This window comes from Gordonia sp. JH63, assembly GCF_009856645.1.
In the GTDB taxonomy this organism is placed as follows: domain Bacteria; phylum Actinomycetota; class Actinomycetes; order Mycobacteriales; family Mycobacteriaceae; genus Gordonia; species Gordonia hongkongensis.
Genome location: NZ_CP047235.1, coordinates 2,802,650 through 2,817,325, shown reverse-complemented (window position 1 = coordinate 2,817,325; position 14,676 = coordinate 2,802,650). Strand labels below are relative to the sequence as shown.

The 14,676-nt window shown below is 67.6% G+C and carries 10 protein-coding genes and 2 pseudogenes; 4 read left to right on the top strand and 8 right to left on the bottom strand.

Features of this window, described 5'->3' with window-relative positions:
• Window positions 1–50: 50 nt before the first annotated feature.
• Window positions 51–242 (bottom strand): annotated as a pseudogene (locus GR168_RS12640) (transposase); the annotation flags it as partial.
• A gap of 53 nt (window positions 243–295) precedes the next feature.
• On the opposite strand from GR168_RS12640, the gene GR168_RS12635 reads away from it, so the two are divergent.
• A complete protein-coding gene (locus GR168_RS12635; RefSeq protein WP_159370889.1) occupies window positions 296–1,681 on the top strand; it encodes an IS256 family transposase in 1,386 nt (461 codons plus the stop codon).
• Window positions 1,682–1,744: 63 nt separating this feature from the next.
• On the opposite strand, the pseudogene GR168_RS12630 reads toward GR168_RS12635, so the two are convergent.
• The 6 genes and pseudogenes from GR168_RS12630 to GR168_RS12605 all read right to left on the bottom strand — a co-directional run.
• Window positions 1,745–2,956: pseudogene (locus tag GR168_RS12630) on the bottom strand (IS1380 family transposase); the annotation flags it as partial.
• A gap of 1,331 nt (window positions 2,957–4,287) precedes the next feature.
• Window positions 4,288–4,878: a cadmium resistance transporter gene (locus GR168_RS12625; RefSeq protein WP_005179560.1), complete on the bottom strand. Its 591-nt coding sequence runs from the start codon at window positions 4,876–4,878 to the stop codon at window positions 4,288–4,290.
• Window positions 4,879–4,971: 93 nt separating this feature from the next.
• Window positions 4,972–6,549, bottom strand: a complete 1,578-nt coding sequence (locus GR168_RS12620) for a DHA2 family efflux MFS transporter permease subunit (protein ID WP_005179563.1) — start codon at window positions 6,547–6,549, stop codon at window positions 4,972–4,974.
• Complete coding sequence (lspA, locus tag GR168_RS12615) at window positions 6,500–7,030, bottom strand: signal peptidase II (RefSeq protein WP_005179567.1); 531 nt, start codon at window positions 7,028–7,030, stop codon at window positions 6,500–6,502. The genes GR168_RS12620 and lspA overlap by 50 nt, the downstream gene beginning before the upstream one ends.
• Complete coding sequence (locus GR168_RS12610; RefSeq protein WP_159370888.1) at window positions 7,027–8,991, bottom strand: cation-translocating P-type ATPase; 1,965 nt, start codon at window positions 8,989–8,991, stop codon at window positions 7,027–7,029. Before GR168_RS12610 ends, lspA begins: the two co-directional genes overlap by 4 nt.
• Complete coding sequence (locus tag GR168_RS12605) at window positions 8,988–9,377, bottom strand: metalloregulator ArsR/SmtB family transcription factor (RefSeq protein WP_005179570.1); 390 nt, start codon at window positions 9,375–9,377, stop codon at window positions 8,988–8,990. The genes GR168_RS12610 and GR168_RS12605 overlap by 4 nt, the downstream gene beginning before the upstream one ends.
• A gap of 115 nt (window positions 9,378–9,492) precedes the next feature.
• On the opposite strand from GR168_RS12605, the gene GR168_RS12600 reads away from it, so the two are divergent.
• Together GR168_RS12600 and GR168_RS12595 are read left to right on the top strand one after the other, a co-directional pair.
• Window positions 9,493–11,748 (top strand): MMPL family transporter, encoded by a 2,256-nt coding sequence (locus GR168_RS12600; protein ID WP_039994351.1) that lies wholly within the window; start codon window positions 9,493–9,495, stop codon window positions 11,746–11,748.
• 132 nt (window positions 11,749–11,880) lie between these two features.
• Window positions 11,881–12,105, top strand: coding sequence for a hypothetical protein (locus GR168_RS12595; RefSeq protein ID WP_223374213.1), 225 nt, complete (start codon window positions 11,881–11,883; stop codon window positions 12,103–12,105).
• A gap of 612 nt (window positions 12,106–12,717) precedes the next feature.
• Here GR168_RS12595 and GR168_RS12590 read toward each other — a convergent pair.
• Window positions 12,718–13,095 carry a metalloregulator ArsR/SmtB family transcription factor gene (locus tag GR168_RS12590; protein ID WP_159370887.1) on the bottom strand — a complete coding sequence of 126 codons (378 nt, stop codon included), beginning with the start codon at window positions 13,093–13,095 and terminating at the stop codon, window positions 12,718–12,720.
• A 124-nt stretch (window positions 13,096–13,219) separates the two neighbouring features.
• Between GR168_RS12590 and merA the strand changes: the two genes are divergently transcribed.
• Window positions 13,220–14,656, top strand: a complete 1,437-nt coding sequence (gene merA / locus GR168_RS12585; RefSeq protein ID WP_007240196.1) for a mercury(II) reductase — start codon at window positions 13,220–13,222, stop codon at window positions 14,654–14,656.
• Window positions 14,657–14,676 lie beyond the last annotated feature (20 nt).

Genomic DNA, 14,676 nt, shown 5'->3' with positions numbered 1-14,676 from the left:
CCCCGAGGTGTGAATGTCCTTTCTGGATCGAAGGTTGGTCGGCCTGGTGGTCAGGCCGGCGCTGGAAGTGCTGCAAGCCTTGCTAGCCCGTCGAGTAGCAGATCGACGTGCGGAGCGTGGGTGGCCAGCTTCATGCGGGTTCGCCGGGCGTGGCGGCTGATCTTGGCCGCGATCGAGAACACGCGGTGGCGCAGTCGCTTGGGTTCCCACCGGCGAGCAGGGTGATCGGTGAACGCGAGCAGGGGGTGTCAGATGGTCTGTGTAAGTCCAGTGCTCATCAGTGAGAGGACAATCTATGAGCATGGCGTTAGACGATAAGCAGCACGACGACGGTCAGCAGCTGCCTGAGTTGGCTGAGCCGCGTTCGACCGCGGAGGTGGCCGAGGCGCTGGAGGCCTCGGGCATGGTCGATGAGTTGTTGGCCCAGATCGATACCGGCCAGGTCCAGATCACCGGCGACGGCGGCCTGATCCCGGGTCTGATCAAACTCGCCCTCGAACGCGGCCTGAAGGCCGAGCTGACCGATCACCTCGGCTATGCCAAGGGCGATCCGGCCGGTCGGCAACTGCCCAACGCCCGCAACGGGTCGAGCCCGAAAACGGTGGACTCCGCGGCCGGGCCGGTCGAGTTGAACGTTCCTCGTGACCGTGCCGGCACGTTCACCCCACGCCTGGTACCGAAGGGTTCCCGCCGGCTCGGCGGGCTCGACGACATGATCATCTCGCTGTATGCCGGTGGCATGACGTTGCGCGACATTCAGCATCATCTGGCCTCGACGATCGGCACCGATCTGTCGCATGAGACGATCTCGAAGATCTGCGACGAGGTCCTCGACGCGGTCGATGAATGGCAGAACCGGCCGCTGGAGGCGTTGTATCCCGTCATCTACCTCGACGCCCTGGTGGTGAAGGTCAAAGACGGCGGTCATGTCCGAAACAGGCACGCCCACATCGCTATTGGTGTCGACATGGCCGGCGTCAAGCACGTGCTGGGCATCTGGATTCAGGCCGAGGAAGGCGCGAAGTTCTGGGCCGGGGTGTGTGCGAATCTGGCCAACCGCGGCGTCAAGGACGTGCTCATCGTGTGCTGCGACGGGTTGACCGGGTTCCCCGAGGCGATCGAGGCGACCTGGCCATTGGCCACGGTGCAAACGTGTGTGGTGCATCTGATTCGCAACTCGATGCGGTTCGTGAACTACAAGGACCGCAAAGAGGTCGCGCGGGCGATCAAACCGATCTACACCGCCCCCGACGCCGAGACCGCCCGCCGCGAATGGGAAGCCTTCCGAGACTCGGAACTGGGGACCAAATATCCGAGTGCCGCAGCAGCTTTCGATCGAGCGTGGGACCGGTTCATTCCGTTCTTGGCGTTCCCGCCCGAGCTCCGCAAAGTCATCTACACCACCAACTCGATCGAGTCGCTGAACTACCAGCTCCGCAAGGTCATCAAGAATCGGGGACACTTCCCCAACGATCTCGCGGCGCGCAAACTGCTGTGGCTGGCGATCTGCGACATCGAGGACAAACGGGCCCGGCAACGCGAGAAGGAACGCGGCAAGCCCGCCGCCACGCGCAGAGCCCCCGGCAGACTCGTCGAGGGCCAAGTCGTGACGAACTGGAAACAGGCCCTCGGGCAACTAGCCCTGGCCTACCCCGACCGCATCGAACCCCACCTCAACTAGACCCAACCAGCAACCACAGGAAACCCAGGAGTCACGTTCTTACACAGACGTCTTGACAAGCTCCGCGAGCATCTGCGTCCAGGCGATCAACTCGCAGGCGAGCATCACGATCGCGCACCAGATCCGGTTCTGATCGAAGCCGTGCAGCGGGAGATTCGTCAGGCCACAGTCTTTGGCGGTACGGACCCGGTCCTCACATCGAGCCCGCCGCCGGTGACACAGCTCCAGATCAGCGAGTTGGCCACGGACGGTGTTGGTGGCGAACGCGGTCAGCCGCAACCCATCACGGTCGGTGAACCGCAATTGTGCACCCGGGTGCGGCCTCTCCTTCCGGACGATCACACGCATCCCCTGCGGCCAGCCCGATAGGTCGATCAACCCGGTCAACTCGGCCACCCACGCCCCGTCGCGTTGCACGCCGTCGGCATCGTAGGCCGGGGTCCACGCCTCGGGACTGATCCGGTCGGTTGCGGCCGCGATGGTCTCGGTCAGCCCGAATCCCACTGAATAGGCCAGGCGCCGGCGGGTGAGATAGCCGAGGAACTCGTGGGTGCCGCCGGCCGAGTCGGTGCGTACCAGCACCGACTTGCCGACCCGATACCCCTGCACCGTCGGTAGCTGCTCGAGTGCGGCGGCGGTGACCGTGATGTGGTCGGCGGCGGTGTTGGCGCCGGCGTTGCCGGGCCGCAATTGGATGGCCAGGGGTTCGCCAGTGCCCTGGCTACCGTGATCGACAAACGCACACAGCGGGTGGAAACCGAACCCGCGCTTGTAGGTTGGTGCCGCATCCTGTTTCTCCGAGTGCGCGGTCACCAAGGTTGCGTCGAGATCGACGATCAGGGGATCGCCAGTATCGGCGTCGTGATCGGGGGCGGACGTGGCGGCTGCTGACCAGCACTCTGCCCGGGCAGCAGCGCGGGCGGAGTTGATGGCCGTCAATGCCGCTGGGGCGTCGGCGGCCAACGCCGAGATCAGTCGTGACACCGTGGGGTCAGAGGCGACCTGACCGAATACGGCGGGGTCGGCGCGCAGTTGGTTGATGTCGGCCAGACAATCACCGCCGATCGCGACTGCCACGGCCAGATCCGTGATGATCTTGCCTGGATCGTGGGTCGCCAGGGGTTTACGCCACGGTGTCAACGCGTCCGATAAATCGGTGGTCAGGCCCGTTTTCTCGGCTGTCCGCAGCAACACCGTGGCGCCGGCTTGCGACACTACCCCGGTTCCGGTGCCATCTGCAGACAGCACGGGATAGGGCGACGTAGACTTACTCACCTGAATGGTGCTCCTCGATCTGGTCCGATTGATGACTTCGCAATCTCAATCATCCCAGGTCAGGGCACCATTCTTCATTCACGACACGGAATCAGCGTGAAAGCACGAGGCTAGCTCCCGCACGGCCGCGGACAGCTCATCGCGTGACGATGCCCTTGCCAGAGTGGTGCCTTGTTCTTCGTCCACCGATCCGGGGGCTACAGGTCGTGGCGCTGCTGCGGATCGGTCGTCGGCGGACACGCCAGCCATGAGCGCTGGGGTGTTCGTTGGATTGTGACGATCGGCGAGCGCGGTGGCCGCGGCCCCGCCGGCTACACAGAGAACCACCGCGGCCACGAGCGATCCACTCAGCCCGGCAACGGCCGTCGACCTGGCTGATGCGCCCGAGACCTTCTCGTCGTCGAGCACGTCGAGAAAAGCAGATCGAACTTGCTGACTGCCTTGGCAATCGAGACCGGACGCCCGCTCCCATGGAGCAGTAGGCGCTGCGGCCCTGGGTTCCTGCCGAGATCGACCGTGCGCGGTGTGCGCGGTGGCCCGAAACCCCTATGATCGAACCGGGCTGCGCGCGGCCATACATCATGCGAGCGAGACGTGTATGGACGGCCATCGCGAGGTAGATATGAAGATGAAGACGTCCCGGGCGCACCCCCCGACCGAGCGTGCGACGCGCGCGGGGGAACAGAGGTAGCGGGCCGGATGGACCTGACCACAGCTTCGGGGGAGGGAGGCATCCGATGTCGCCCCGCCGCACGCGCGACACCCGAAGGCTGCGGCCCCGTGGCTCCGAGGGTGAAGGCCGCCGAGGCACCGCGAGGGGACGTGTGCATACCAATGGGGAGCGGGCTGGGGTCAGCTTTGCGATGCCGTGCCAAGGAAGGTCCTTCAGTCCAAGAGTCGTCCCGGATGGAACAGATCGATATCAAACGAGCCACGAACAGGTTACTACTACGTGGGTTAGTTTCTCTCCGCGCGGGCGCGCCGAACCGGCGCCCCTCACGGTTCCATCAGCGTTTTAAGTTGACCAGTGGGTCAGGGCTATGCGCTGGGGCGGAAACAGTTCGCAACGATGACAGCGCCCGACTAAAGCGTTTGCACGAGCGACCCCGCTAGGCGCGGTAGAAGCCCCACGTTGCCGGAGGCCTTGAACTACGTCGATGGTAGTAGTGCCACAGTGGTAGTAGTGCCACAACGGTGCAGCGCCCCTGAGCACAACCATGGACCAACCGAAGGACGGCTGTCTACCGGTTACGGCCTCGAATAGCACTTCATTCTTTGGAGCCGATCGCCGCTGTCCTCCGTGATCTGGGCCGTGCAGACCGGGACGACGGTCAGAGGCCGAATGCGCCGCCGCTGACGAGGATGACGATTCCGAGAACGATCAGCACGAGCGGGAACAGGATGTGTTCCCACCGTTCCAAGATCTCGGCGATGGCCTTGCGGGTGGTGAGGAACTTCGCGGTGAACACCAGCACGGCGACCAAGAGCAGGAACACGACCGAGTAGGCGACGATCGCCGCTGTACCCACGGTCGCGAAGACCGGGACGTAGACGCCGATGTTGTCGCCGCCGTTGGCGAAGGTCACCGCCGCCACCGTCCAGACCGCGACCTTCTTGCCCTCGAACCGTTCATCGTCGTCGCCGTTGTTGCGCCATGCTCTCCAGGCGGCGAGCAGACCGAGCAGCAGAGGAATGAGCCCGAAGTAGGCGATGGCTTCTTCGGGCAGCAGCGCCGTGACTCCCAGCGCTACGAGGACCGACGCGGCGAGGATCGCTCCGAAACCGAGATATTGTCCGGTCGCGATGGCGGCCGTTGTTCCGCGGGTTCCCGCGCCGCGGGCGAAGAACAGCGAAAGCACGATGATGTCGTCGATGTTGGTCACCAGGAAGAGTCCGATGGCCTGCAGGATCGAGGTAACCATTCCGGCGGATGCCCTTTCTCTGGGAGTGCACTGCTGCTCGGCTGACACGCAGTTGTGTCGCGTGCCGTAGCCGCTGTCATGGGAGTGGCTATTTCAGTTTCGATCACGCGCCGGTGATGTCGGCGCGGGCGCAGGAGTGTGGTTGGGGAGTTTGGCGGCGATGGCCGCGGCCAGTAGTGCGCTGATGGCGGCGCTGGCAAGGAACACTGCGGACATGGCGTGGCTGTAGGCGTGGGCGCTGGACGCGGCCAGATCGGCGCCCGCTGGGCCGGGAATCTGGGTCGCGGCAAGTTGCGCTCCGGCGATGTTGTCACGCGCCGCGCTGACCACTGGTTCGGGCAGGCCGCTCAGGTGGGGGTCGAGGTCGCGGGTGTAAACGACGGTGAGCAGGGTGCCCAGGATCGCGACGCTGAACGCGGCACCGACCTGTCGAATGGCCATCAGCAACCCAGCTCCTGCGGCGCTGCGATGCTCGGGCAGGCTCGCCATGACCGCGTCGACAGCCGGCGCCAACGCCAGCCCGGCTCCCAGGCCCACGGTCGCCAGGCACACCGCGACGAAGCCGTAGCCGGAGTCGACGGTGATGCGGGATGCGAGCACGAATCCGGCCGCGGCGATCACCATGCCGGTGGCGATCGGGATTTTGGCGCCGAGTCGGGTCACGATCTTGTCCACAGCGGCTGCGGCGACGATGATCGCCAGCACCAGAGGCACCAAGCGCAGGCCGGTGCCGAAGGCGTCGTGGTAGCGCAGTATCTGCAGGTATTGCGGCAGCACGAACAGCACGCCGACCAGGGTGAAGGTGCCCGCGGTTGCGGCCAGGGTGGGCCAGGTGAAGGCCGGATTGGTGAACAGTGCCAGATCGACCAATGGGTCGCGGGCACGGCTTTCCCACACCAGAAATCCCGCGATCAGCCACACACCGGCCGCCAGAGCCGCGAGCACGACGGGATCGGTCCACCCGTACGCGGGAGCCTGGATGATGCCGAATACCAGCGCCGCCGTACCGGGCACGGCGGTGAGGATCCCGAGCCAGTCCAACGCCGGTGCATGCGGGTCGACCGATTCGGGCAACAGCACCACACAGGCAACCAGGGCGGCGACACCGACCGGGACGTTGATCAGAAACACCGAGCCCCACCAGAAATGCTGCAGCAGCCAGCCACCGACGATCGGCCCCAGCGGCAACCCGACACCCAGTGCACCGACCCACACCGCGATCGCGCGGCGACGCTGGTCGGGGCCGAACAGGGTCGGCAGGATCCCCAGCGACAGCGGCACGATGATCGCGGCCCCGATGCCCATGACCGCGCGGGCGGCGATCAGCGAGCCGGTGGACCCGCTGAAAGCGGCCCAGGCCGAGGCGGCGACGAAGGCGACCAAACCTATCAGCAGCAGCCGTTTGCGACCGTAGCGGTCACCGAAGCCGCCGGCGGGCAGCATGAGCGCGGCGAAGACCAGGGTGTAGGCGTTGACGATCCACTGCAACTGGGTGGTGCTCGCGCCGAGGTCTTGGGCCAGGGTGGGCAGGGCGACGTTGAGAACCATCAGGTCCAGCCCGACGGTGAGCAGGGCGACGACCAGCGCCGCCAGCCCTGCCCACCGACGTGACGGGCCCGGCTCAGTCCCGGTCGTCGGCGTGGTGTTCGGGTGAGAGTGGTTCTCGCTCATCGGAGTTTCCGATCAGAGTGGCGATGATGAGGGCGGTCGCGCCGAGCACGATGAAGGTGTCGGCGAGGTTGAAGGTGGGCCACCAGCCGGTGTGCAGGTAGTCGGTGACCACACCGTCGGGGGCCCGGTCGATGACGTTGGCGGCGGCACCGCCCAGGATCGCGGCGAGCGCGACGCGGGTGAGCAGGTTCGCGCGCGGCGCGACCACCCATCCGCCGACCGCGACCGCGGTGGTGATCACCGTGGTGAGCGTGAGCATCACCCAGCTCGGTGCGTCGGCGGCGATCGAGAACGCCGCTCCCGGGTTGAACGCCAACTTAAGGTCCACCGGACCCGCCTCGATCGGGGCCCCGGCCAGCGTGGTCTGCGCCCACGCTTTGAGCGTGAGGTCGATACCGGCCAGCGCGGCCGCGGCAGCGACCCACCGCAGTCGCCGCCCCCACCGCGACACGGTGGGAGCAGACGACGCGGTGGCGGTCACGCGGGCGCTCCGGCCAGTACCGGTGCGGGCTTTGCCGCCGAATCGGTCAGCGAGGCCAGGGGTTTGGTGCGTCCGGCGCGGACACCGTTGGCGATGACGACGATCTCGGCGAGTTCGTGCACCAGCACCACCGCCGCCAACCCGAGAATCCCGAACAGCGCGAGCGGGATCAAGATCGTGATCAACCCCAACGACAAACCGACGTTTTGCAACATGATCCGGCGAGCCCGACGAGCGTGCTCGAGAGCCCGCGGCAGGTGCCGCAGGTCCTCACCCATCAACGCCACATCCGCGGTTTCGATAGCGACATCGGTGCCCATCGCGCCCATCGCCACACCGAGGTCGGCGGTTGCCAGTGCGGGGGCGTCGTTGACGCCGTCGCCGACCATCGCGGTGAACCGGTCGCTGCGCAGTTCGCCCACGATGTGGGCCTTGTCCTCCGGGCGCAGATCCGCGTGCACGTCCTCGATCCCCGCCTCAGCGGCCAGAGCGGCGGCGGTGCGGGCGTTGTCACCGGTGAGCATCGAGACCCGGATTCCCAGCGCGTGCAATCGGTCGATGACCTCGTGTGCCTCGGACCGCAGTTCGTCGCGCACAGCGATCGCACCGATCACCTGGCCGTCGAGCTCGATCAGCACCGCGGTCGCCCCCGCGTGCTGCATCCGTTCCACATCGGCGGCCAGAACACCCGGTTCGATCCAGCCCGGACGGCCCAGCCGCGCCCGGCGTCCGTCGACGCGGCCGGTCAACCCGGCACCGGTGACCGCCTCGACGTCGGTGGCGGGAGTGACGGTGTCGACGGCGGCGAGGATGGCGCGGGCGAGGGGATGTTCACTGCGCGATTCCAGCGCGGCCGCGACCGCCAGCACCCGGTCCCCGTGCACACCGCCGGTGGCGGCGATCTCGACGACGGCAGGCTTGTTCGCCGTCAGCGTGCCGGTCTTGTCCAGCGCGACCTCGCGCACCCGGCCCATCGCCTCGAGTGCGGCACCGCCCTTGACCAGCACACCCAGCTTGCTCGCCGCACCGATCGCGGCGACCACGGTCACCGGCACCGAGATCGCCAGCGCGCACGGTGAGGCGGCGACCAGCACCACCAGCGCACGTTCGATCCAGGTGACCGGATCCCCGAAGAGCGCGCCAATCACCGCGATGGCTGTGGCGGCGATCATGATGCCGGGCACCAGCGGTTTGGCGATCTTGTCGGCCAAGCGTTGAGCGTCGCCCTTGCGGGCCTGCTCGGCCTCCACGATCCGCACGATCCGTGCCAGGGAGTTGTCCTCGGCGGTCGTGGTGACCTCGACGGTCAGCACACCGGTGCCGTTGATCGCCCCGGCGAACACCTCCGCGCCCGGCCCGGCTTCTACCGGTACCGATTCGCCGGTGATCGCCGAAACATCCAGCGCGCTACGCCCGTCGACGATCACCCCGTCGGTCGCGACCCGCTCACCGGGGCGCACCAGCATCCGATCCCCGACGCGCAGCTCGGCAGGGGCGATGACGGTTTCGGTGCCGTCGCGTAGCACGGTGGCCCGGTCCGGTACCAGGTTCAACAGGGCGCGCAGCCCGCGGCGGGTGCGCGCGACCGCGTACTCCTCGAGGCCCTCGCTGATGGAGAACAGGAACGCCAGCATGGCGGCTTCGCCGACCTCGCCGAGGATCACCGCGCCGATCGCGGCGATCGTCATCAGCGTGCCGACACCGATCTTGCCCTTGGCCAGCCGTTTGAGCGTGGAGGGGACGAAGGTGTATGCACCGACGAGCAGTGCGGCGATCTCCAACCCCAACTCGACGGCGCGTGGGCCGCCGGTCCAGCCGACGATCAGTGCCGCGACCAGCAGCACTCCGGCGACCGCGGCGGCGCGCAGTTCACTGACTTCCCAGAGCTTTTCGGGTTCGCGTTCCTCGGCCTCGCCGTCACCGGCGGGTTCGTCGTGGCCGCAGCCGCATGCGTCGCTCATGCTCGTACCTCCGCGCTCTCCGTCTCGGTGGTGGAGTCGGTGCCGTAGTTCGGGCACAACGCCACCGCATTGCCTGTCGCCGCGAGCAAGGTCTCTGCCGAGGCGAGTAGGTCCATCAACTCCGGGCGGGCCAGGCTGTAGAACACCTGCCGCCCTTGCGGGCGGCCCACGACCAGCCCGCAGTCGCGCAGGCACGCTACGTGCGCCGATACCGTTGACTGAGCCAGTCCGAGCCCGGCCATCAGGTCCAAGACCCGCGCTTCCCCGCACGCCAGCCGGTGCACGATCGCCAACCGTGTCGCATCGGAGAGGCTGTGGAACAGGGCCACCGCCGGATCCAACCCCTGCGTCTCGACGAGGCAACCCCCGCCATCATTAATCGCCATAAAGCGATGATAGCGGCGAAAGCTATTGATATCGAGTGAGAGTGTGATTAATCTCGTTTCAACGATTACATCGTGATATGGCGATCAATTCGTGGTCGCTACGGAGGGAGGACGCGTGAACCAGCAGAAGTCCGCCGTCGTCGAGAACTCGCCTCAGCAACCATCGCCGCCGGGCTCGCCCGGAGTGCTATATCGGTGGGGCGTTCTGATGGCCCGGCGCAGACGTGCGGTCCTGGCGGTCTGGGGACTGCTGCTGGTGGTGTGCGCGGTGGCCTACCCGCTGCTCGAGAACCGGCTCGGTGCGATGGATTTCGGTGTCGAGGGCTCGGAGTCCACCGAGGTGGATCGCCTGGTTGCCCGGCACTTCCCGCAGTTCGGTACGGAACAGGCGGTCATCGTGCTGCAGTCTGGCGCGGTCACCGCCACCGACGCCGAGTTCCGTGCAGCGGTGGCTCGCACGATCACCGCCGCCACCGCGGTCGAGGGCGTGGTCGACGTCGTCGGCCCCTACGACGGGCTGCCCGGATCCCAGATCTCGGCCGACGGTCACGTCGCGATCGCGCTCGCCGGCATGGACGGCGACATGGCCGAACGCGCGAAAGTCGCGCGCGACCTGCAAGACGCCATCGCCACCACCGGCGACGATTCCATCGACGTAGGGGTCACCGGGTACTCGGCGGTACAGAACGCGGCCACCGAACTGCAGAACGCCGACCTGGCCCGCGCCGAGGCAATCGGCATCCCGGTCGCGCTGGTCCTGCTCGTCCTCGCCCTCGGCGCCCTGGCCGCAGCGGCGGTCCCGATCGCAGTGGCCATCGCCGGGATGCTGACCGCGGTCGGAGTGTTGTTCACCCTCACTGCTGTGACCGCGTTCGATTCGCTGACCGTGGCCATGGCCACCATGGTGGGCCTCGGCGTCGGTATCGACTACGCGATGTTCATCGTCAGCCGCTTCCGCGAAGAACTCACCCACCACACCGGGCCAGACCATGCCGCGATCAGCGGCGCCGTCGGTCGCTCCCTCGCCACAGCAGGCAAAACGATTCTGGTCTCGGGCTTGGTGGTGATGATCTCGCTGTGCGCGTTGATCATCATCCAGGCACCGATCTTCCGTGGCATCGCCATCGGCGTCGCCACCGCCGTCACCAGTATGCTCACCGTCGCCGTCACCCTGCTACCCGCCCTGCTCGCCGCCTTGGGCCCGGCTGTCAACCGCGGTAGTCTCCCGGCCCGCTGGCGCCCTGCCGACAGCGCCACCGACGCTCCCGGCGTTCTCGGTGGCCGCTGGGCGCGCTGGGCGTATCTCGTCATGCGCCGACCCGTCCTCTTCGGCACCGCGGCCGCAGCGGTGCTGGTCCTCGCCGCGCTGCCGGTATTCGGGATCCGCTACGGCCTCGACATGGGCACCACCGCCCTCGACGACACCCCGACCGGACGCGCCAGCACCGCATTGAACACCAACTTCCCGCCCGGAGCACTCTCCCCGGTCGAGATCATCGCCACCGGCCCCAGCGACACCCCACTCACCGCAGACGCCGAAGCACGGGTCAACCGATTCCTGACCGAGATCGACGGCGACGCCCGCATCGACACCGTCCTGCCCGCCCAGCTCAATGACGGTCGAATGCTCGCGATGGCGATCCCCTCGGTCACCTTCGACTCGATGGCCGCCACCGACCTCGTCCGCGACCTGCGCAACACAGCCGCCGGCGCAGCCGGAGCCGAGATCCGCATCGGCGGCAGCACCGCCGAATTCGTCGATCTCTCCGACGAAATGACCACCAAACTTCCGCTGGTCGTAGCCCTGGTGCTGACCGCCTCGCTGGTCTTCCTCATCGCCGCTTTCCGCAGTATCGCCTTACCCCTCAAGGCCATCGCGATGAACCTGCTCGCCACCGGCGCCGCCCTCGGTATCACCGTCGCGGTGTTCCAGTGGGGTCTGGGCGAGAACGTCCTCGACTTCACCAGCCCCGGATTCGTGCAGGTCTACCTACCCACCGTGGTGTTCGCGCTACTGTTCGGGCTCTCGATGGACTACGAGGTGTTCCTGATTCGTCGCATCCGCGAATACTGGGACGCCAGCGGCGACAACCAGCGCGCCGTCGCGGCCGGGCTCACCCACACCGCACGCCCCATCACCGCGGCCGCCGCGATCATGATCGCCATCTTCGCAAGCTTCCTCACCGCCGACATCCTCGAACTCAAACAACTCGGACTCGCCCTTGCCGTCGCCGTCGCCATCGACGCCGTCCTCATCCGCCTCGTCCTCGTCCCCGCCCTCATGCGCCTGCTCGGCGGCTGGAACTGGTGGCTGCCCGCCCTCAGGTTTCGCCCACCCAACACTCGCGCACCACGGGCCGCCGCTGAGTAGCGCGGCGATCAGACCAGGTTGATTCGTCGCGGACACGGGACCGGCCGCCGGGGCCACACCGCCCTCGGGGGCAACCGTCACGGCCGGTCTGACCTTCGAGTCGAGTCGAAGGTTCAGGGTCGCGGGGTGGTGATGATGCGTATTACCCAGCTGGCGCGGCGGAGCGGTGTCCCTGCCACCAGCTGCGGCTCTACGTCGGATCTGGCCGAGTTCGTGGAGGCCGGACCGTTCCTGGAAGCGTTCCTCGTGTTGATCGTCATCCCACTGACGCTGGCGTGGCTCACCCCAGGTGTACCGCGCGCCGGGACCGGGCAGCGGGTCTCGGCGCGCGGTGAGCACCGGCGATGGCGCCGTTGATGGCTACGGTGCTGATCACCGTGGTGGCCTCGCAGGCGCCAAACTCGGTGACGGCCTGAGCCAGGTCGCGGCGGTGGTGCGGGCCGGAGTGCCCGCGTCGCCGGAAGGTGTGGCTGCGCAGCCCTCATCGCAGCCGCGGGCGCGAGTCATTGGCGGGACCAGATCAGTCCGAGGAGCCCGAGTCCGATGGGCGAATCCGAGCGGTTGGAGCCATGACAGGCTCACCAGCAGCGTGCCGCTGCTCAGTGCTACGGCCGCGATCAGCAGCGGGGCACCACCGCGCAACAGCCCAGGCAGCAGTGCCGCGGTCCCGATGCAAGCCCGCCAGCGGCGTGTCTAGGTCGCAGCAGCCACAACGGCCTCCCCCGCAGCTCGCCGAGCCACCGCTGCCTGGCGCTGGGTTCGGTGTCGATGGGACAGGGCAGCAGGGGGATTCGCTGCGCTCGAGCAGGTCTTCGCGTCCGGCCGCCAGCGCGGCGGCCAGGGTGTCGCCGGACCGCGGTGAGTTCGGCGAGCTCGGCATCGACCTCGGCGAGCTTGACACCCAGTCCCAGCCGCGGTGAACCCGCCGACGGTGAGCGGCTGCCGAGACGTGAGGGCTGTCGAGGGCGTTCATGTCCGGTCACCGTCCGGTACCTCGTCGATGCGGGTGCAGCACGTCAGGGCGGCGGCGTTGTCGGCCGCGAGCAACCGGGCGAGCAGCACCAGTTCGGCCACGCGCGGGTCTCCGACCGTGTACCGCAGCTTCTTGCCGTCGCGGCGCGCGACGATGTATCCGCAATCGGCCAGACACGACAGGTGCACCGACACCCGCGGCTGGGAGATGCCGGCGTGGGCGACGCAGTCGGCCGAGGTGCGTTCGCCGGTGAGGATGTATTCCAGCAGCTTCAACCGGGTCGGATCCGACAGGGCGCGAAAGAACTTCGCCGTCGTATCCAGATGTGTGCACGCCAGCTCGTCGCCGGGCACGGCGGTCGTGGACCGGGACATGGGGCACCTCCACACCACTTGAACTATTCGCTTAAGCGCATAGTATGAGCCCTGTAGGTATTCGTCAATGCGAATAGCAGCCGTTGGCTGGCGACGCGGTTGCTCAACCCCTCAGGAGGCAGGCGTGGCCACGACACAATCCCGTCCGGATCTGGCGATCGTCGGGTCCGGTTCGGCGGCGTTCGCCGCCGCTATCGCCGCGGTCGGCCACGGCAGGTCCGTGGTGATGATCGAGCGCGACACCGTCGGTGGCACCTGCGTGAACGTCGGGTGTGTGCCGTCGAAGACGTTGCTGGCCGCCGCGGAGGCCCGCCACGCCGCAGCCGCCGCCGACCGGTTTCCCGGCCTGGGTGCCGCTGCGGTGCCGCTGGATTTTCCGGGCCTGATCGCCGGTAAGGACGCGCTGGTCGCGCAGCTGCGGGCAAACAAGTACATCGAGCTGGCGGGCGAGTACGGGTGGGAGATCGTCTCCGGCACGGCAGTGTTCGACGGCACGAGTGCGGCGCCGGGGTTGCGGGTCGGAGCGAACGACGGCGGGACCCGGGTGATCGAGGCTGGCCATTACCTGATCGCGACCGGTGCGACGCCGTGGATCCCGCCGATCGACGGTCTGGTCGAGGCCGGGTATCTGACCTCGACCACCGCCATGGACCTGAAGCGGCTCCCGGAGTCGCTGATCGTGATCGGCGGCAACACTGTCGGGCTCGAACAAGCCCAGTTGTTCGCCCGCCTCGGCACCCGGGTGACGGTGATCGAGGCCCTGGGGCGGCTGGCGCCGGGCGAGGAACCGGAAATCTCGGCCGCGATCGAGGCTGTCTTCGCCGATGAGCATATCGCCGTGTTGACCGCGGCCACCGTCGAGAAGGTCCTGGCCGGTGGCGGCCACAAGCTGGTGAGCGTGCGCACTCGGGCCGGGGTCAGCGAGCTGCGGGCCGAACACGTGTTGGTCGCGACCGGTCGCCGCCCGAACACCGCGGGGCTGGGCCTGGAGGCGGTCGGGGTCGGTGTCGACGGGCGCGGCGCGGTGATCGTCGATGACCGTCAGCGCACCGACAATGCCCGGATCTGGGCGGCCGGGGACGTGGCCGGGGGCCCGCAGTTCGTGTATGTGGCCGCCGCGCAGGGAACGCTGGTGGCCGACAACGCGTTCGCCGACGCGGATCGGGTCCTGGACTACGCCACAGTGCCGCGGCTGACGTTCACCAGCCCCGCCATCGCCGCCGTGGGGCTCACCGAGGCCGAGGCGGTGACGGCCGGATACCGGTGCCGGTGCCGGACGCTGGCGTTGTCGAGTGTGGCGCGGGCGCTGGTCAATCGCGATACCCGTGGCCTGGCCAAGATCGTCGCCGACGCCGATACCGGCCGGATCTTGGGCGTGCACGCGCTGGCCGAGGGTGCCGGAGACCTGATCACCGCCGCCGGATACGCGATGACCGCGGGTATGACCGTCGACCGGCTCGCCCACAGCTGGGCGCCGTATCTGACCATGGCCGAAGCGTTGAAACTGACCGCCCAGACCTTCACCACCGACGTGACGAAACTGTCCTGCTGCGCAGGCTGACGATCTCCTCCAGGAAAGGC

Bases quoted from the DNA above. Each gene is read 5' to 3' on its own strand.
- GR168_RS12635 (WP_159370889.1), top strand. From the start codon at position 296: ATGAGCATGGCGTTAGACGATAAGCAGCACGACGACGGTCAGCAGCTG.
- GR168_RS12610 (WP_159370888.1), bottom strand. From the start codon at position 8,991: ATGAGCGACGCATGCGGCTGCGGCCACGACGAACCCGCCGGTGACGGC.
- GR168_RS12590 (WP_159370887.1), bottom strand. From the start codon at position 13,095: ATGTCCCGGTCCACGACCGCCGTGCCCGGCGACGAGCTGGCGTGCACA.
- GR168_RS12605 (WP_005179570.1), bottom strand. From the start codon at position 9,377: ATGGCGATTAATGATGGCGGGGGTTGCCTCGTCGAGACGCAGGGGTTG.
- GR168_RS12625 (WP_005179560.1), bottom strand. From the start codon at position 4,878: ATGGTTACCTCGATCCTGCAGGCCATCGGACTCTTCCTGGTGACCAAC.
- GR168_RS12595 (WP_223374213.1), top strand. From the start codon at position 11,881: ATGATGCGTATTACCCAGCTGGCGCGGCGGAGCGGTGTCCCTGCCACC.
- GR168_RS12620 (WP_005179563.1), bottom strand. From the start codon at position 6,549: ATGAGCGAGAACCACTCTCACCCGAACACCACGCCGACGACCGGGACT.